The organism is Marinomonas dokdonensis, from assembly GCF_052747885.1.
Genome location: NZ_JBRAND010000001.1, coordinates 48,247 through 66,931 on the forward strand (window position 1 = coordinate 48,247; position 18,685 = coordinate 66,931).

The window sequence follows — 18,685 nt, forward strand, 5'->3', positions numbered from 1 at the left end:
ATTGGCTCTTCACATTCATCTCGAATTGAGAATTTTATTACGCCATCCCACGATGACGAATAATATAACACTGGTGAATCTTATTGTTGCGCTCAAAATCTGGATCAAGGGTCTGTTGGGTAATGTTCTCTACCTCAAACTCTTGCTCAAGATCCGCATCCAATACAAAACGGCGATAGTTATTGGAGAAGATCAGCTCACCAGCCGATGATAATCTGGCCATTGCCAAGCGTACTAGATCCCCATGATCTCGCTGTATGTCTAACACATCCGCCATTTTCTTAGAGTTCGAGAAAGTCGGAGGATCCATAAAGATAAGGTCAAACTCATCCTGACTTTGACGCAACCATTCAAAACAATCTGCCCTTTCCACTCTGTGGTCGCGTTCAGAGAACTCATTGAGTTCTATGTTACGTCGCGCCCAATCCGTGTAAGTGTTGGACATATCGACACTTAGAGTCGTGAAAGCGCCCCCTTGTCCTGCATGGACCGACGCACTAGCGGTATAACAGAACAAGTTTAAGAAGCGCTTACCATTGGCTTTTTGCTGGATAAGCTTACGAACAGGACGGTGATCAAGAAACAAACCTGTGTCCAAATAGTCTTTCAGGTTAACAATGAAATCACAGCCGTGCTCTTCAACCACCATCTCATGTTGAGACTGATCCAGCTTCTCATACTGGGTTTTGCCCGTTTGCTTCTGACGATGTTTAACCACCACCTGAGACTCAGGAATATTTAAAGCCGTAGGAATCGCCGACACCACTTCGAACAAGCGTTGCTTGGCTTTTTCAGGGTCAACACTTTTAGGCGCTTGATACTCTTGCACGTGCGCCCAATCTTGATAGACATCAATGGCTACCGCGTACTCAGGCATGTCCGCATCGTAAGCTCGGTAACATTGAATCTTATTCTTCTCTACCCACTTACGCATCTTCTTGATGTTTTTCTGCAGACGATTGGCAAACATCTGCGCCCCTGGCGTCATCACCGACTGGGCAACCACATCTTCTTTAATATTACCTGCCATCAGAGGAAAACGGTAAGCACGACATTCAATGCCACCATTGATCACTCGAGTGCTTTTTTCAGGGCGAACAGGAATTTGGCGAGCCAGATGATCGTTACTGGTTAGCATCATAAACTGCCAACCACGGGCGTTACTCACCACCCATTCACCTAATTGGCGATACAGGGCAATCAGGGCCATTTCATCCCCTAAACGCTCACCATAAGGTGGGTTGGTAATGACCAGCCCCTTGGTGTCTTCAGGGATAATAAACTCATGCTCTTGAAAAGGTGTCATGGCCACTTCGACTATGCCCACCAAACCAGAGCGTTTGATATTTTCACGGGCAGCGGCAATCGCGCGCTGCTCTCGGTCCGTACCTTGAAAACGTAAGCCTAGCTCTGCCGCATCACGTTTACGATTGCGTGCAAAATCCATCAGTTGTTGCCACAGACGATGATCGTGCTGCTTCCAGCCTTTAAAGCCCCAGTATTGACGACGCAAACCCGGTGCTATGTCTAGCGACATCAATGCCGCTTCCACCAAGAAGGTACCTGAGCCACACATAGGATCGATCAGCTGGGTCATGCCACAATCTTTCCCCCAACCTGCTCTGAGCAATAAACCAGCGGCAAGGTTTTCTTTAAGGGGTGCCATACCACCGTGCTGACGGTAACCACGGCGATGTAAGCTATCCCCTGATAAATCAATACTTACCGTGACCTGATCACGCTTAATTCGTAAGGCTATGCGCACGTCTGGTTGGTTTTTCTCAACACTTGGTCGCTCGCCTGTTAAGGCGACGAAATAGTCGGCAATGGCATCTTTGGCGCGCACCGCACCAAACTGAGTGTTGCGAATATGATGGTTGGTACCGTGACAATCAATGGCAATGGTATCATTCACTGACAAATGATCGGACCATTCTACAGCCTTCACCCCTGCGTACAGTTCGTCAGCAGATTCAATTTTGAAATGGGCAATGGGTAGCATCACCCGAGTGGCGACTCTCGACCATAAACACGCCGTGTAGATGCCCGTTAGATCCGTTGTCAGTTTAACTTGACCTTCCCCTAGACGGGTTTGAGTTAGCCCTTCTTCATGCAGCTCTTTCTCTAAAACATTTTCAAGCCCTAATGGACAAGTGAGTTCTAGCGCATAAAGCGTTTGGGCAGACTCGATGGTCGATTGATTTGTTGTCATTTTAAAAGTACTTATTCAATAAATGTATGAATTTGCAAAATCTAAATTGTGTCGATCTTGCAAAATTAAAGAGGCGGGATGCTATCCCGCCTCTTGCTTCGTTATTCACGATAGGGAAAACAATTCAGCTTTGCTGCGGTTGTTGACCCTTATAAACCTAATTCACGCTCACGATAATAAGCGTCCGTACTGGCAACCGCTTCGGTGACAAGCTCTGGACCCTTGTAAATGAAGCCCGAATAAATTTGTACTAAGCGTGCACCGGCTTGTAGTTTCTCAACCGCATCGGCACCACTGGAAATACCACCCACGCCAATGATAGGCAGTTGATCTTTCAGATGCTCCGCCAATACACGTACCACATGGGTCGCGGCGTCTTTCACTGGGGCGCCACTTAATCCGCCCATTTCCTGTCCATGTATGTGGCCCGCAACCGCGTCCCGAGACAAGGTAGTGTTCGTGGCAATAATACCATCAACCCCTTGTTCCACTAGGGTATCTGCGACCATTTTAATTTCATCGTCGGACATATCCGGGGCAATTTTCACGGCTAATGGCACACGCTTTCCATGCTCGGCTTCATAACGATCTCTTGCTTCACATAAGGGTGAGATCAATTGCGCAAGACTCTCACCAAACTGCAAGCTACGTAAGCCTGGAGTATTCGGAGAACTGATGTTGGCTGTGATGTAATCCGCATAAGGGATCACTTGTGTTAAACAAGCCAGATAGTCCGCTGCTGCGTCCTCAACCGAAGTTGACAAATTTTTGCCAATATTCACGCCCAAGATACCTGGGTAACGACGGCTTTTTATGCGCGATACCAGATGATCTACACCCTTGTTGTTAAAACCCATGCGGTTAATGATGGCTTCATGTTCTGGCAAACGGAACAAACGTGGCTTAGGGTTACCCGCTTGGCCTTTAGGTGTCACGGTACCGACTTCGACAAAACCAAAGCCTAACGCCCCTAGGGTTTCAAATGCATCAGCGTTTTTATCTAACCCAGCGGCCAAACCGACCGCATTGGGAAAGCGTAGTCCCATGACTTCAACAGGTTGAGCACTTGGCAGACCTTTCAACAGTTTAGAAACACCTAGGCGACCACTTGCTGCCAATAAATCCAAAGAAAGATCGTGGGATACTTCTGGATCTAATTTAAACAGTAACGAGCGAGCAAGGTTGTACATAGGTAAAGCTCCTAATGGTAATTGACAAGGCTAAAGGGTGTTTTCAAGCTGGGTCACAGCAACCAGCTTGTGATTCACATCAAATTCTACTTCAAACAGACCATAAATGCCCTGATGCGTAACAAAACGTACAAACGCAGACAAAGGCAGCTGTACTTTGCGTCCATCAAGGCTAGTGGCCACTAAATTCTGGGCCGCACCGGCATACATGGCTTCATACTTGTAAGCGGGCAAGGCGACATTTAAAATTAATTTTGCCATAAAAATTCCTTCACTTACGCTTCTCTTACAAGATTGAGTCTGGGCGTAAAGATTTGAATCCGCTAATATGGCCGCTATTATATTGTGTTGACACCTTTTTTGACAGAAGTATGAGGAATCTAGCTTTAATGGAAGCCGTAATTAGTCAGTTAAAAGATCACCTGAATAACGCCATCCTCGGCCAGCCCGATTTAACTCACGAATTACTCGTAGCCTTGATTGCCAATGGCCATGTATTACTGGAAGGACCACCGGGCATCGCCAAAACCACCGCAGCGAAAGCCCTTGCGAATGGCATTGCGGGACGTTTCCAACGCATACAATTTACCCCGGATTTATTACCTGGCGATGTCACAGGTTCAGACATTTATCAGCAAGAGATTGGGCAATTTAGCTTCATTCCCGGCCCCATCATGAATGAAATTGTACTAGCGGACGAAATTAACCGTGCCCCTGCCAAAGTGCAATCAGCCTTGTTGGAAGCCATGGGGGAGAAACAAGTCACCGTGGGCAATAATTGCTACCCATTACCGCCATTGTTCTTTGTAATAGCCACCCAAAACCCCATTGAACAAGAAGGCACCTACCCACTTCCTGAAGCTCAGCTTGACCGCTTCATGATGAAAATAGTGCTGGGCTACCCAAGTGCCGAAAGCGAACTCAATGTGTTAAGACTGGTTCGACAGCAAGACCTTCATAAGACTCAACAATTCGCCCCTGCCGCCATTTGTCAGCCAGAACAAATTTTGCAGTTACAACAACAAGCATTGGGGCTTTATATGTCGGAATCGGTAGAGCAATATATTGTTCAACTGGTAATGGCCACACGCCACCCAGAAATGTTCTTGGGGGATAACGACAACAGCCGCAAGCTTATTGAGTTTGGCGCAAGCCCGCGAGGCACGCTAGCCCTTGATCGTTGTGCACGCGCCAATGCTCTGCTGAATGGCAAAGACTTTGTGAGCCCAGACGATGTTCGACAAGTGGCCTTGCCTGTATTGCGTCATCGCATACTCACCAGCTTTGAAGCACAAGCCAGCGGTTTAAGCCCAGACGACATATTAAAACGCTTGATCAGCCATGTTCCCACCTTGTAATTAGGCCTAATAATCGATCATGAGTGATTTATTATCTCCATCTTCACCCGAGCTGGATGAAAGCCATTTTACAAAATTGGCCCATTACGCCAAGCAACTTGGTCGCGCCCCCCAAGCCCGACGCTTGTCGATGAAAACCGGCGAACACAGGTCTCGCCAAAAAGGCCATGGGATGGAAATGCTAGAATTGCGCCCTTACCAAGCCAGTGATGATTTACGTCATATTGATTGGCGCGTCACGGCACGCACAGGGCAAGCCCATACCCGCCTATATGCACAAGAGAACGACCACCAGCGCATGTTACTAATGGACCTGTCTAACAATGCTTATTTTGCCACCCGCCATACGTTTATCTCTACCCGACTTAATCAATTGGCAGGGCTAATTGCTTGGCGCTCCATGCAACAAGGGGACAAACTAGGCTATCGTCTTAGTTACGGGCAGCAGGATTTTTATGGACAAGCCAAGCAAGGCATCGCCACCTTAATCCAACAATTAGTCGATGCTTGTCAGGTTCATCACAGACTGTCGCCAAAAGAAAGCACAGGCATTTGGCAGCACCCCATGATCACCGGCAAGATCCACAATCAAGACATTATTATCCTCACAGATCACCAAGACATTCCGCTTGCCAGTGAAGTAGCCTTGCAATCTTTAGCCAAACACAACCATGTGCATTGGGTGCAAATCATTGATAGCCAGATGTTCAACTTGCCCTCAGGGCACTATCAATTTGCTGACCCACAGGGAACCCAGTCGGTACAGGTGAATCGTTCCAGTCAACAAAAAGCCAAACAGAACTATTTCTCCCATAATGCCAAGGTGCGACAAAAGCTTGCTCGTATGGGAGTGCATTATCAGCTGTTTGATATTACCGAATCCCCTGAGAACATCGCCCGCAGTTTACTCAAGCAAGGAGCACTGCGCTGATGGCAACTTCACACATGAATCAAACCCTAGAATTACCTCACAAGGCTTATTTGCTGCCTGAGGCCATTCCCATGTGGCCACCCGCATGGTGGACTTGGCTCGTCTTGTTGGCCTTCATCCTCTTCATAGGGCTCATGGTCTTTGGTTTGCTTCGTCGCCACCAAAAACGCGGCTATCGCCGTGAGGCACTGACCCAATTAAACCAAGCCCAGATGAGCCTATCAAATCGTGACACCATAGTGCTGTGCCATGAATTAATTCGCCGCTGTTTAATCACCGAGAACAAGATGGATCTGGCCTCTCAACCTGCTCCTAAACTCATTGAACACATTGATCAGCAACTTAAAGAGGGCAAGCGCTTTGCTGATCTTGACCCAAGTTTTATTGATGGCCCCTATCGCCCTCACCTTGAGCTATCTCAAGCGCAACGTAATGCCATTATCCAAACCACCCAAGATTGGATAAGGAAACATCATGCTTGAACTTAATTGGCCTTGGTTTCTTCTTATCCTACCTCTGCCCTTATTGATGTATTTCTTGCCTAGCAAGAACCAACAACAGAGCAGTATTTGGTGGCCCAGTGCAAAACTTTTGGCTCAACACGAGGAAACAACTCAGCTGAATCCCAAGTTTAATATCAGTCTACTTTTGTTGGCTCTGGCTTGGATCGCTTTAGTATTCGCCATTGCCCGACCTAGTTGGCTAGGTGAGCCAACGCAAGTAACTCCATCAGGGCGAGACCTACTGATCGCCTTGGACTTATCCGGCAGTATGCAGGTTACAGACATGAGCCTTAATGGCGAAAGCGCAGACAGATTAAGCGCGGCTAAGTCTGTCTTAGCAGACTTTATACAGCGTCGTCGCGGCGACCGCGTTGGCATCATAGTGTTCGGTTCAAAAGCCTATCTACAAGCCCCATTAAGCTTTGACACCACAACCATTAACCAACTGGTGCAAGAAACTCAAATAGGTTTTGCAGGAGAGAAAACGGCCATTGGTGATGCCATAGGCTTGGGAATAAAGCAACTTGAAAACAAACCCTCGGACCAAAAAGTTTTAATCTTGATGACAGATGGTGCCAATACGGCCGGTCGAGTTCAGCCCCAACAAGCGGCGAATTTCGCCCATTCTCAGCAGGTTAAAATCCACACCATCGGCATAGGTGCAGACCAGATGCAGGTGCAAGGTTTTTTTGGTCCTAAAAGCATCAACCCTTCCGCCGACCTGGACGAAGCTTTACTACAAAATATTGCCCAGCAAACCGGTGGCGAATACTTTAGAGCCCGCAGTACCGCAGACTTACAAAGCATCTACAACATTTTGGATCATTTAGAGCCCACACCTTCGGAAGATTTGTGGCAAAGACCAAAAACCGACTTTTTCCGTTATTTGGCGATGTTAGCGTTAATATTTTTTGCGCTTGCTTTGGCGAGCAGCAAGCAGTTCCAATGGCGATTAAAGGTGCGCTCATGACACTATTCAATAGCCTACATTTCTCACACCCTTTATGGTTATGGCTCATCCCTATTATCTTGATCATAGCCTTGGTTAGCCAACTACAAAGCCAGACAACTCATGGCCTACGAAAGCTGGTGGATCACAAGCTATTAGCCCATCTAGAGCTGGCGAATAGTCAGACCAAGCTGCCCATGCGCCTCACCTTAGTGAGTGTTTTACTTTGCTGCCTTGGTTTGGCGGGCATCAGCTGGACCAAGGCCTCCACGCCTTTATACGAAAGTACCAGCAAAACTGTGTTAGTGGTGGATCAGTCCCTATCCATGTTTTCTACCGATGCCAAGCCAAATCGCCAGACTCAACTGAAGCAAACCGTAAGAGATATATTAGAACGTAGCCAAGAAGGGGACATTGCCTTAGTGGCTTTTGCTGGCGAAGCCTATGTGATCAGCCCATTTAGCCAAGATAGGGAAACCATCACACACTTTTTGCTGGCCCTAGACCCATTGATCATGCCAGTTTATGGTAGCCAACTGAGCCAAGGCATAGAAACGGCGTTAAAGCTAAGTACGGACCCCAACGAGTCTCTTCATTTGATTGTCTTTACCGATGATATTAATGACCAAGACCGTCAAAGCATCAAGCCATTACTGGAAGATCGCGAGGTCACTTTAGATGTGATCGCCATTGGCAGCCAACAAGGGGCCAGTATTAAACTGCCCGATGGACGCCTGCTCAGAAAAAACGGTCAAGCTGTTATTGCCGGCACTCCCATCGATGCCCTGCAAGACTTCACCCAACAGCTAGGGGGCAACTTCTATCAAGCAAGGCTATCCCCTTCACAAATCAGCGCCATTACACAACCTTTATTGCCACCCGAGCATCTTGAAGAAAGCCATACCAACAGCATTCAGTGGCAAAGCCAAGGCCATTGGTTTGCGCTGCCTTTACTGCTTTGCCTTGCCTTAGCCTTCCGCAAAGGCATGTTACTCATGCTATTGGTTGGGCTATTGTCTTTTCCAAATGATAAGCTCTTGGCCAGCCCATTGGACTGGTTTTTAACACCAGATCAAAAGGGCCAACAAGCGGTAGACCAAGGGGATTGGCAAGCGGCTCAAGAACACTTTAAAGACCCAAAATGGAAAGCTGCCTCCGCCTATGCGTTGGAAGATTACCAACAAAGTATCGAAGCGCTACAAGGGCTTAATAAAAATGCCAGCGAACACTACAACCTAGGTAATGCCTTTGCTTTAAATGGCAATGTCGAGCAAGCCATAAAAGCTTACCAAGCAGCACTGGAGCTGGACCCCTCTTTGCAACAGGCGAAAGAAAACCTCGAGTACTTACAAAAACAACAAGACCAACAAGAGCAGCAATCCCAGCAAGAACAGGATTCGAACTCCTCACAAGATTCATCCAAAGACTCTTCCCAAAGTGACTCACAACAAAACCAGCAGCCCTCAAATAACGACCAGCAGGACTCTAACAGGGACAACCAAGAGGATTCCTCACAAAAAAGTGATGAAAAACAAGACAAGCCGTCTGGGTCAGAGGATAATAAGCAGGATGAACAGGCCTCTCAGCCCGAACAAGCTACAAATGAGACACTGGATAAAGAGCAAACCCAAGCGCTTAACCAGTGGTTAAGACAGATACAAGATGATCCAGGCTCACTATTACAACGTAAGCTCTGGTATTTACATCAAGAAAAACGCAGCACTTCGCAATACAGACAAGAGGATGGGCAAAACCCGTGGTAATCCCCCAACTTAACAAAGTAAAAGCACTCATCTTCAGTTTGCCCAACCGCATACTGATGTTGCTGTTTCTACTTAGCTTCGGCCAAGCAAGTTATGCCGCAAGCGTTACCGCCTCATTAGACAAAACCACCAGTGTTGAAAACGAAGTGGTGCAACTGACGTTACGAGCAGATTTTACCAATACCGGGAATGGCCCCGAGTTGGACGCCTTAAAAGAGAATTTTGAGATTCTGGGTAAAAGCCAAAATAGCCAGTTCAGTTTTAATCTAGGCACCAACACGGCTTTGAGTTATTGGATCGTTTCCTTAATGCCAAAGTCTGTTGGCGTGATTGACATTCCCGCCATCAAGATTGGCGACCATGAATCCAACCCTTTAAAACTGACGGTCAAAAACTCTCCTCAGCTGTTAGACAGTAATGGCAACCCTCCTGCCATGATTAAAACTCAGGTGTCGGAAGTCGAGCCCTACTTGCAACAGCAAGTCATTTTATCGGTCAAACTCTATACGTCGGTGGCGTTACAGAATGCAAACCTGTCTGTGCCTTCTCATCCAGATTTAATCATTGAGCAGTTAGTTGATGACCAGATGAGTTATGAAACCATCAATGGTACGGATTATCAGGTGCTTACCCGTGAGTATTTAGCCTTTCCGCAACGTAGCGGCTTATTAACCATTCCGGTACAAACCATTCAAGCCATGATCAATACCAATACTGGCCGGAGAATGATTAAGGTACAAAGCGAGCCCCTCGCCCTACAGGTTTTGCCTATTCCAGCCAGTTACCCATCCGATAATTGGCTACCCAGTGAAGCGGTCACCGTCACCACCAAGCTAACCAGCACAGTGGAGCAACCTAGGGTGGGTGACACCCTAATCTGGGATATACAAATTCAAGCCAAAGGGGCGCTGCCAGAACAGATTCCTACCATGGCATTTAACAGTACCCGCGCTTATAAGCTTTACCCAAAGCCTGCGGAATTTAACACCCGTAAAACGGCCCAAGGCATTACCGGCCAGCTCAACATGAGCATTGAAGTGGTGCCAACCGAAGAAGGGCAAATTACGCTACCTAAAATCACGGTTCCTTATTGGGACACAGAACAAAGAGTGATGCAAAGCGCCGAAGCCAGCACCAAAACACTACACATTAACCCTTTACCAGATGGCTCGCAAAAAGCGCCGTCTCCTGCTGCTGCGGCCAACACCACGCCGTTGCCACCCCAGTCTCGCTCTGTTGCCCCCATTTCCCTTAACAAACCTAAGCCAGTAGCGGCTCAAACACCTGTTACGGAAACCAGCACTGTTGTCGCAACCACGGGCTCAACGTCCAACATAAAGCGCTACCTTATTATCGCCCTGATCGCCTCCTCTCTTGTTATGGTGGCCTTATGGTTTTATCTAAAACGCAAATCAGCCAGTACCCCAAGCGAGCCGAATGTACCGACTTTGCAGGACTTTGCCCCCCTTAATACGCCTGACGAGAAAAGTGCTTACGCTAACCTTATTGGCTGTTGTCGTGACAACCAGCTTACTGAGCTGCGCTCTCACCTACTCGAGTGGGCTCGCCATCGTTGGGGAGATGAAGAAATTACCAGTGTTGACGACATTAAACGCTTAAGCGCCTCTGTCAGCCTAACCCAGTTATTAATGGAAGCCGAACTGATGATGTATTCACAAAATACTCATCATCAGTGGCTTGGCGAACCTCTTGCCGAAGCATTGCAAGAATTTACCAGTGGCGAAGCCAAGCCCTCACAGGCCAGCCAATTAAAAACCCTTTATCCCAATTTCTAAAAAGGTTAGGGTTTAACAGTCATTCGATAATTTAGAGGTAGAACTAGTCACCATGAGCGACCCCTTCCAAACTGGCATTATTGCTGAAGCATCCAGCGATGCACTATTCATTACCCTAAACGCTGACCATGAACGTCTAAGTGATATAAAGTCCGCTTTAGCAAGTTACCCAGCAATCGTGAAGCAACTACAAGAAGAGTACCCAGAGGCAGAATTACACGCAGCCTTTGGTATCAGTCATTTAATTTGGGATAAGCTAGACGACCAACGCCCTCTACACCTAGCACCTTTTCCTAGCTATCAAGGCCCAGACGCTAATATTGTCGCCACGGACGTGGACCTTGTCTGGCACATACGCTCTCAGCGCAAAGACATTACCTATATGCTAGCGCAACAACTGTTTGATGCTTTTGCCGGTAGCCTCACTGTGGTTGAAGAAGTCAGCTGCTTTAAATACCTAGATAATCGCGATCTCACCGGCTTTGTTGATGGCACTGAAAACCCGACCGGTGATGCCAAAAAAGACGTTGCTCTTGTGGATGAGGAAGACATTGCTTTTAAGCATGGCTCATACTTCAACCTCATGCGCTTTGTCCATGATCTAGGAAAATGGCAACAGCAAGACCTGCAAAGCCAGGAAGATACCTACGGTCGAACGAAACAGGACAACATAGAATATCCTGGTGACAAAAAGTCTCTGCATGCACACACCAAACGCACCTCACTAAAGGATGCCGAGGGTCGCTCTATTGAGATTTTACGCCATAGCATGCCATTCGCCTCTTTGGCTGAAAAAGGCTTAATGTTTGCCAGCTACAGCAAGACCCCACATGCATTTAACCTGATGCTTGAGAGCATGGTCGTTGGGGATGAAGATGGCCATACAGACCACCTCATGAAGTACACAACCGCCACCACAGGCCAAGCCTTCTTTGTGCCAGCCAATACTTGGTTTGAAAACCTAAGTCAATAAATCGTACTTTTCTATCCGACATAAAAAACCCTCTTAGGTGCAAACCTAAGAGGGTTTTGTTTATGCGTTAACAACGCAAGGCGTTAGCGCTCGATTTCTGCACTCGCCTCTAACAAGGTTTGTTGAGACAAGGTGTTCATGGAAACCTGCGTCTGGTTCAGATAATTCTGATAAGCCAACTGCTCTTGCTCTTCAGGCGCTTCTGCCCCCTCTATAACAGTATTAAGACGAATCAATACCAGATCACCACTTGCAAGAGATTTAACCTCTAAAGAAGGCTCTCCTTGCGGATGAGGCAGAGTAAAGGCTAGAGAAGCCATTTCATCTTGTCCACGACTCGCTAGCTCAACAGATGTCCATTGAGTATCTGCCGCTTGCTTGGCTGATTCCGCCTTAGTTTGCAAGGATGCTACCGCTTTTTCTTCCACCACTCTTGAAGTCACCAACTCTTTGGTTTCTTCAAAGCTCTGTACTGCTTCGGCTTTGTGATCGTTTAGACGCAGCACCATTACCTGATCATCGCTCAACTCAATTAGATCACTGTTTTGGCCATCTTCCAGTACAGCGACGCCATAAGCTGCGGCAACGACTAACGGATTATCTGTCAACTCACTGCCTGAAGGGTTACGACCAAAGTAATCACTTTGCTGAACCTCTACGCCATATTCATTGGCAATAGGCGCCAATTGATCGCTGGCGTAAGCCAAATCTGTGATGTCTTCATGGGCCGTCAATAATGCATCACGAGCTTTCGCCTGCAACAGAGTTTCAGTCAGTTCTTGACGCATATCTTCTAGTGTTGGCGCATCGGCACTGGCGATATCTACTAACTTGATCAACTGAATACCGTATTGAGTTTCAACCGATTCAACATCGCCTTTGTTCATAGAAAATAATTTGGCCTCAAAGTCATCACCAAAGCTGCCTTTAGTAATATAACCTAGATTACCGCCATCATTTTTTGAGCCGATATCATCGGAATATTCTGCAGCCAGTGCGGAAAAGTCTTCACCCGCAGCCAGCTTAGTTTCGATTTCAGCCAATACTTGATCCGCTTCTTCATCACTGCGATCTGATGTTTCAATCAAAATGTGAGAAGCCAATCGTTCTTCTTGAACCGTCCCCGCTAAAGAAGCTTGATAAGCTTCATTTAACTCAGCATCCGTTACTTGTACATCGTCATAAAAATCAGCAGATGACACCACTACATAGTCAATCTTGACTTGCTCAGGGGTTTTAAAGCTTTCTTTATGGGCATCATAGTAAGCTTGTAGTTCTTCATCCGTTACGCTGGTTTGCTCTGCCTCGTCAGCAAGAGAAAAAGTAACATAATCATAACTACGTTGCTGTGATTGCAATGCTGACACCGCATCCACTTGATAAGGCAAAACAAACTCAGAGCCGGCAACAGCATTACGAGTTTGCTGAATTAATACGTCTTGCTTAATGCGCTCTTTAAATGCCAAAGGTGTGTAGCCTAAGGAACGCACAAAGTTTAAATATTTGTTTTGATCAAACTGATTAGCCGTCTGAAACTGCTCAGACTGTACTATGTATGAATCCACTTGGGCATCGGAGACACCTAGACCAAGCTTATCTGCTTGGCTTGCCAGTACGGCACGCTGGATCAACTCATCCAAAGCACGACGTTGCAGCAAGTTTTCTTCTAATAATGCCGGATTAATCTGGCCATTCATCATAGAAATTAATTGACGACGCTGAGTTTCAGCACCTTGCAACATTTGAGTACGGGTAATGTCCGTGCCGTCTACACTGGCAACCGTATCAGAAGTGGTAAAACTATTGACCAAGGCATCGACGCCAAATAGAGCAAAAGTCACAACAATAAAACCAACAATGATCTTGACCACAATACCTTGTGACTTATCTCTTATATCTTGGAGCATTACTGCCTCCATAATTAAACATGATTTACAAATAAAAAAGGTGTATTCCGCTCGGAATACACCTTTTGTATCTAATGGCGGAACAGACGGGACTCGAACCCGCGACCCCCTGCGTGACAGGCAGGTATTCTAACCAACTGAACTACTGCTCCAAAAAATTAATTAACAGCGTCTTTAAGACCTTTACCGGCTTTAAAACCAGGAACCTTAGCTGCTTTAATTTGAATTTCCTCACCCGTTTGAGGATTACGGCCAGTACGTGCCGCACGTTCTTTAACTGCAAAAGTACCAAAACCCACTAGTGTAACCTGGTCACCTTTTGCCAAAGCCGCTTCAATTGCTTTTAGAGTAGCGTCAAGAGCATTGCTCGCAGAAGCTTTAGATAGATCTGCAGACGCTGCAATAGCATCAATCAATTCAGATTTGTTCACGTTGTACCCCTTCAGTATTTTTGTGGTTCCTTAGTATTATTTTTCGGCGCTATGTAGGCTACCGATAAGGCCGAGCTAGATGTTATACAAGCCCAGCCTATTCCCTGTCAACACAGAGTATGCCTAATGATGACTTACAGTTTCTTGTTCATCAACAGTTTTTTCCTTCGAAGCCAATGTTTCTACCTTTTTTGGCGAAGGAATGTACTCTAATGCTACGTCCAGCACTTCATCAATCCATTTTACTGGAATAATGTCAATGTCAGCCTTGATATTATCTGGAATTTCTTTCAGATCACGGGCATTTTCTTGCGGTATGATCACGGTTTTAATGCCACCCCTGTGAGCCGCTAGAAGCTTCTCTTTCAAGCCGCCTATGGGTAGAACCTCACCACGCAGGGTAATCTCGCCTGTCATCGCCACAGAGGCCTTAACAGGGATCTTCGCCAGCACGGACACCATAGCAGTACACATCGCCACACCAGCACTTGGGCCGTCTTTCGGTGTCGCACCTTCCGGCACGTGCAAATGCAGGTCAATTTTTTCGTGAAAATCTTCATCGATACCAAGACCTAGCGCTCTGCTGCGCACAACCGTTAAGGCCGCTTGAATCGATTCTTGCATCACATCACCAAGAGAGCCAGTTTTTACATGACGCCCTTTACCTGCCACACCAGCCGCTTCAATGGTCAATAATTCACCACCAACAGACGTCCAAGCCAAACCTGTCACCTGACCGATTTGATTTTTCTCTTCCGCTTTACCGTAGCTAAATTTGCGCACGCCCGAGAAGTCTTCAAGATTCTCAACCGTCACATCAACAGCCTGAACCTTTTTAGCTTTACTTAGCGCTTGCTGTTTCACCACACGGCGACACACTTTACTCAATTCACGCTCTAAACCACGCACACCTGCTTCTTTGGTGTAGTAACGGATAATATCCATTAGCGCATCATCACTAACTGAAATTTCGGCTTCTTTCAGGCCTGCTAGTTTCACTTGTTTTGGCAACAAGTAGCGTTTAGCAATATTGAGTTTTTCATCTTCGGTGTAACCTGGAATACGAATCACTTCCATACGATCTAGTAGCGGACCAGGAATGTTCATACTGTTTGAAGTACAGATAAACATCACATCCGACAAGTCGTAATCCACTTCCAAATAATGGTCATTAAAAGTGTGATTTTGTTCAGGGTCTAGCACTTCTAGTAGTGCAGACGCTGGATCACCACGCTGATCCATGCCCATTTTGTCGATTTCATCGAGCAAAAACAGTGGGTTTTTCACCTTCACTTTCGATAATTTTTGCAGCAACTTACCCGGCATGGAGCCAATGTAAGTACGACGGTGACCACGAATCTCCGCCTCATCACGCACACCACCTAAGGCCATGCGTACATATTTACGGTTAACCGCTTTAGCAATGGATTGACCTAAAGAAGTTTTACCCACCCCTGGCGGTCCAACCAAACACAAGACTGGACCTTTAACTTTTTTCACTCGCTGCTGAACGGCTAAAAACTCTAAAATGCGTTCTTTCACATCTTGCAGACCGTAATGATCCTGATTCAAGACTTTTTCAGCATAAGCTAGGTCATTGCGTACTTTACTACGCTTTTTCCAAGGCAAGCACACCAACCAATCAATGTAGCCACGTACCACAGCAGCCTCCGCCGACATAGGCGACATCATGCGCAATTTTTTCAGTTCGGCTTCCGCTTTCTCGGTCGCTTCTTCCGACATGCCGGCATCGGTAATTTTTTCCTGCAACATATCCAACTCGTTGCCGCCGTCGTCCATGTCGCCCAGCTCTTTTTGAATGGCTTTCATTTGCTCATTCAAATAGTACTCGCGCTGGCTTTTCTCCATCTGCTTCTTAACACGGCTACGGATATTCTTTTCTAAATGGGCAATGTCTAGCTCGCCATCCATCAAGGAAATCAAGTACTCGCCACGCTCTACCAAAGAAGCGATCTCAAGCACTTTTTGCTTGTCTTCAAGCTTCAAGCTCATGTGGCTAGAAATGCTATCAATCAGTTTTGATAGATCATCGATAGATTTAACAGAGGTTACAACTTCAGCAGGAATGCGCTTGCTACCAGCGACATATTCATCAAGCTGCTTTAACAATGCATGACGAATCGCACCAAATTCGCTCTGGTCTTCTTCATCTGTTAGTAGGTCACTAACATTACCTACAACAAACTTTTCACCCTCTTCCATGGATTCAAGGGTGGCACGCTTCACACCTTCTACCAGCACTTTTACTGTGCCATCTGGAAGGCGTAGTAGCTGCATAACTTTAGCAACAGTACCAATAGTGTAAAGGTCTTCTAACTGAGGATCGTCTTTAGAGGCGTCTTGTTGAGCCACTAAGAAGACTTGCTTGTCATCTTCCATGGCAGACTCTAATGCCGCAATGGATTTAGCGCGCCCCACAAACAAAGGCAGCACCATATGGGGATAAACCACCACGTCTCGTAATGGCAGCATAGGAATGCGTGATACTTCTGACATATATTCTTCCAATCTGGGCGCCTCAAAACAAGCGCACTTTATATATTCAACTAGGATTATCAAAGAGATAAGGACGAACAGTGAAAATACAAGCGTTCATCCTCGTTGAATTTGCTTGAACATCGAATTACTTCCAGTACAGCACAAAAAAAGGCCGAAATTAAGTGTTTCCACTCAACTTCGGCCTTTTAATTAAGCCTATTGTCGAAAAATTAACCGTTCTTAGCTAATTCTTCTTTTTCCAGTACCATCAAAGGTGAAGACTCACCGCGGATAGATGGTCCATCCATCACAACTTTCACCACATCATTGCGTGTTGGTAGATCGTACATGGAATCCAACAAAGCTGACTCTAGAATGCTGCGTAAACCACGGGCACCAGTTTTGCGCTCAAGCGCCAAACCAGCCGCTTCACGTAAAGACTCAGGCGTAAATTCTAACTCTACCCCTTCTAACTCAAACAAATGTTGATACTGTTTCGTCAATGCGTTTTTCGGTTCACTCAAAATGGTCATCAAGGCTTCTTCATCCAGCTCAGAAAGCGTTGCCACAACAGGTAAACGACCCACGAACTCTGGAATCAAACCAAACTTAACCAAATCTTCCGTCTCTACACGGTGTACAGCTTCGGAGAAGGATTTGCCCTCATCCTTGCTTTTCACTTTCGCAGAGAAGCCAATACTACTTTTCTCGGTACGTTCGCTAATAACGCGCTCAAGACCCGCAAAAGCACCACCACAAATAAACAAGATATTAGACGTGTCGACCTGCAAAAACTCTTGCTGAGGGTGCTTACGTCCACCTTGTGGCGGCACAGAGGCAACCGTGCCTTCAATAAGTTTCAGTAGCGCTTGCTGAACACCTTCACCTGATACATCACGAGTAATAGAAGGGTTGTCAGATTTACGAGAAATCTTGTCGATCTCATCTATGTAAACAATACCACGCTGAGCTTTTTCAACATCATAGTCACAATTTTGCAAAAGCTTTTGAATGATGTTTTCAACGTCTTCACCCACATAACCCGCTTCTGTCAGTGTGGTCGCATCGGCGATGGTAAAAGGTACATCAAGAACGCGCGCTAATGTTTGCGCAAGCAAGGTTTTACCACTACCTGTTGGACCAATTAGCAAGATATTACTCTTGCCCAATTCGATGCTGCTATCAGTTTTACCCTGATGACGCAAACGTTTGTAATGGTTATATACCGCAACCGCCAGCACTCGCTTAGCTTTGTCTTGGCCAATAACATAATCATCCAACGCCGCACTCAACTTCGCAGGGGTTGGCAACTCGTCTTCCGCTGCACCACCTTCAACCGTCGCCTGAGAAAGCTCTTGGGTAATAATGTTGTTGCACAGATCCACACACTCATTACAAATGTAGACAGATGGTCCCGCTATAAGCTTTTTAACTTCGTCTTGGCTCTTTCCACAAAAAGAGCAGTACAATAACCGATCTGAGTGGTCACCACGGCTAAAATTATCGTCCGACATTTATTCCACCCTTTTAAACTGTACGTTTCTGTAAAATATCATCAATTAAACCGTATTCTTTTGCCGTCTCCGGATTCATAAAGTTATCACGGTCTGTATCGATAGCAACTTGCTCAATGTCTTTACCCGTATGGAAAGAGATAATTTCATTCAGCTTATGCTTAATACTTAAAATTTCGCGCGTATGAATTTCGATATCAGACGCTTGGCCTTGATAACCACCTAAAGGTTGGTGAATCATCACGCGAGAGTTTGGCAAGCAATAACGCTTACCTTCTGCACCAGCCGTCAACAGTAATGCACCCATGCTGGCCGCTTGACCAATACACATAGTGCTTACGTCTGGTTTAATAAATTGCATGGTATCGTAAATAGACATACCCGCTGTCACCGAACCACCCGGAGAGTTAATATACAAATGAATATCTTTATCCGGGTTTTCAGACTCTAAAAACAGTAACTGCGCCACTACTAGATTGGCCATGTGATCTTCAACTTGACCAACTAAGAAAATCACTCGCTCCTTCAACAAACGCGAATAAATATCAAAAGATCTCTCGCCACGGGCTGTTTGTTCAATAACCATAGGAACAAGGCCATTACTTGTAATTGCAACTGGGCCTGTAGTTGGGTTCGTCAAATTCATATTGCATTCCTTA

The 18,685-nt window shown here is 46.2% G+C and carries 15 protein-coding genes and 1 tRNA gene; 7 read left to right on the top strand and 9 right to left on the bottom strand.

The annotated features are described in order from the left end of the window. Nucleotides 1-37 precede the first annotated feature (37 nt). From rlmKL to ACUM5Y_RS00225, 3 genes are all read right to left on the bottom strand, one after another. Nucleotides 38-2,212, bottom strand: coding sequence for a bifunctional 23S rRNA (guanine(2069)-N(7))-methyltransferase RlmK/23S rRNA (guanine(2445)-N(2))-methyltransferase RlmL (gene rlmKL, locus ACUM5Y_RS00215; protein ID WP_445974837.1), 2,175 nt, complete (start codon nt 2,210-2,212; stop codon nt 38-40). A 149-nt stretch (nt 2,213-2,361) separates the two neighbouring features. Continuing rightward, entirely contained in the window at nt 2,362-3,402 is a 1,041-nt protein-coding gene (locus tag ACUM5Y_RS00220) for a quinone-dependent dihydroorotate dehydrogenase (RefSeq protein ID WP_445974838.1), read from the bottom strand. A gap of 30 nt (nt 3,403-3,432) precedes the next feature. Further along, the gene (locus tag ACUM5Y_RS00225; protein WP_445974839.1) at nt 3,433-3,663 is read right to left on the bottom strand and encodes a DUF2835 family protein; all 231 of its coding nucleotides are present in this window, start codon (nt 3,661-3,663) and stop codon (nt 3,433-3,435) included. 128 nt (nt 3,664-3,791) lie between these two features. Between ACUM5Y_RS00225 and ACUM5Y_RS00230 the strand changes: the two genes are divergently transcribed. The 7 genes from ACUM5Y_RS00230 to ACUM5Y_RS00260 are packed head-to-tail and all read left to right on the top strand — an operon-like array spanning nt 3,792 to nt 11,675. Then, nucleotides 3,792-4,760, top strand: coding sequence for an AAA family ATPase (locus ACUM5Y_RS00230; protein ID WP_445974840.1), 969 nt, complete (start codon nt 3,792-3,794; stop codon nt 4,758-4,760). A gap of 19 nt (nt 4,761-4,779) precedes the next feature. Further along, entirely contained in the window at nt 4,780-5,691 is a 912-nt protein-coding gene (locus ACUM5Y_RS00235; RefSeq protein WP_445974841.1) for a DUF58 domain-containing protein, read from the top strand. Beyond that, complete coding sequence (locus ACUM5Y_RS00240) at nt 5,691-6,173, top strand: DUF4381 domain-containing protein (protein WP_445974842.1); 483 nt, start codon at nt 5,691-5,693, stop codon at nt 6,171-6,173. The genes ACUM5Y_RS00235 and ACUM5Y_RS00240 overlap by 1 nt, the downstream gene beginning before the upstream one ends. After that, nucleotides 6,166-7,164 carry a VWA domain-containing protein gene (locus ACUM5Y_RS00245; RefSeq protein ID WP_445974843.1) on the top strand — a complete coding sequence of 333 codons (999 nt, stop codon included), beginning with the start codon at nt 6,166-6,168 and terminating at the stop codon, nt 7,162-7,164. Before ACUM5Y_RS00240 ends, ACUM5Y_RS00245 begins: the two co-directional genes overlap by 8 nt. Further along, entirely contained in the window at nt 7,161-8,906 is a 1,746-nt protein-coding gene (locus ACUM5Y_RS00250) for a VWA domain-containing protein (protein WP_445974844.1), read from the top strand. The genes ACUM5Y_RS00245 and ACUM5Y_RS00250 overlap by 4 nt, the downstream gene beginning before the upstream one ends. Beyond that, the gene (locus ACUM5Y_RS00255) at nt 8,900-10,702 is read left to right on the top strand and encodes a BatD family protein (protein WP_445974845.1); all 1,803 of its coding nucleotides are present in this window, start codon (nt 8,900-8,902) and stop codon (nt 10,700-10,702) included. Before ACUM5Y_RS00250 ends, ACUM5Y_RS00255 begins: the two co-directional genes overlap by 7 nt. 52 nt (nt 10,703-10,754) lie before the next feature. Continuing rightward, nucleotides 10,755-11,675, top strand: coding sequence for a Dyp-type peroxidase (locus tag ACUM5Y_RS00260; protein ID WP_445974846.1), 921 nt, complete (start codon nt 10,755-10,757; stop codon nt 11,673-11,675). An 83-nt stretch (nt 11,676-11,758) separates the two neighbouring features. Here the strand turns inward: ACUM5Y_RS00260 and ACUM5Y_RS00265 are convergent, their stop codons facing one another. The 6 genes from ACUM5Y_RS00265 to clpP all read right to left on the bottom strand — a co-directional run bounded on the left by ACUM5Y_RS00265 (nt 11,759) and on the right by clpP (nt 18,672). Continuing rightward, a complete protein-coding gene (locus ACUM5Y_RS00265) occupies nt 11,759-13,582 on the bottom strand; it encodes a SurA N-terminal domain-containing protein (protein ID WP_445974847.1) in 1,824 nt (607 codons plus the stop codon). 75 nt (nt 13,583-13,657) lie between these two features. Further along, nucleotides 13,658-13,734, bottom strand: a tRNA-Asp gene (locus tag ACUM5Y_RS00270). A 6-nt stretch (nt 13,735-13,740) separates the two neighbouring features. Beyond that, nucleotides 13,741-14,013 carry a non-specific DNA-binding protein Hbs gene (hbs, locus tag ACUM5Y_RS00275; protein ID WP_012069435.1) on the bottom strand — a complete coding sequence of 91 codons (273 nt, stop codon included), beginning with the start codon at nt 14,011-14,013 and terminating at the stop codon, nt 13,741-13,743. A gap of 123 nt (nt 14,014-14,136) precedes the next feature. Next, the gene (lon, locus tag ACUM5Y_RS00280) at nt 14,137-16,530 is read right to left on the bottom strand and encodes an endopeptidase La (RefSeq protein WP_445974848.1); all 2,394 of its coding nucleotides are present in this window, start codon (nt 16,528-16,530) and stop codon (nt 14,137-14,139) included. Nucleotides 16,531-16,742: 212 nt separating this feature from the next. Continuing rightward, entirely contained in the window at nt 16,743-18,026 is a 1,284-nt protein-coding gene (gene clpX, locus ACUM5Y_RS00285; RefSeq protein WP_445974849.1) for an ATP-dependent protease ATP-binding subunit ClpX, read from the bottom strand. 13 nt (nt 18,027-18,039) lie between these two features. Then, entirely contained in the window at nt 18,040-18,672 is a 633-nt protein-coding gene (clpP, locus tag ACUM5Y_RS00290) for an ATP-dependent Clp endopeptidase proteolytic subunit ClpP (protein WP_347982335.1), read from the bottom strand. Nucleotides 18,673-18,685 lie beyond the last annotated feature (13 nt).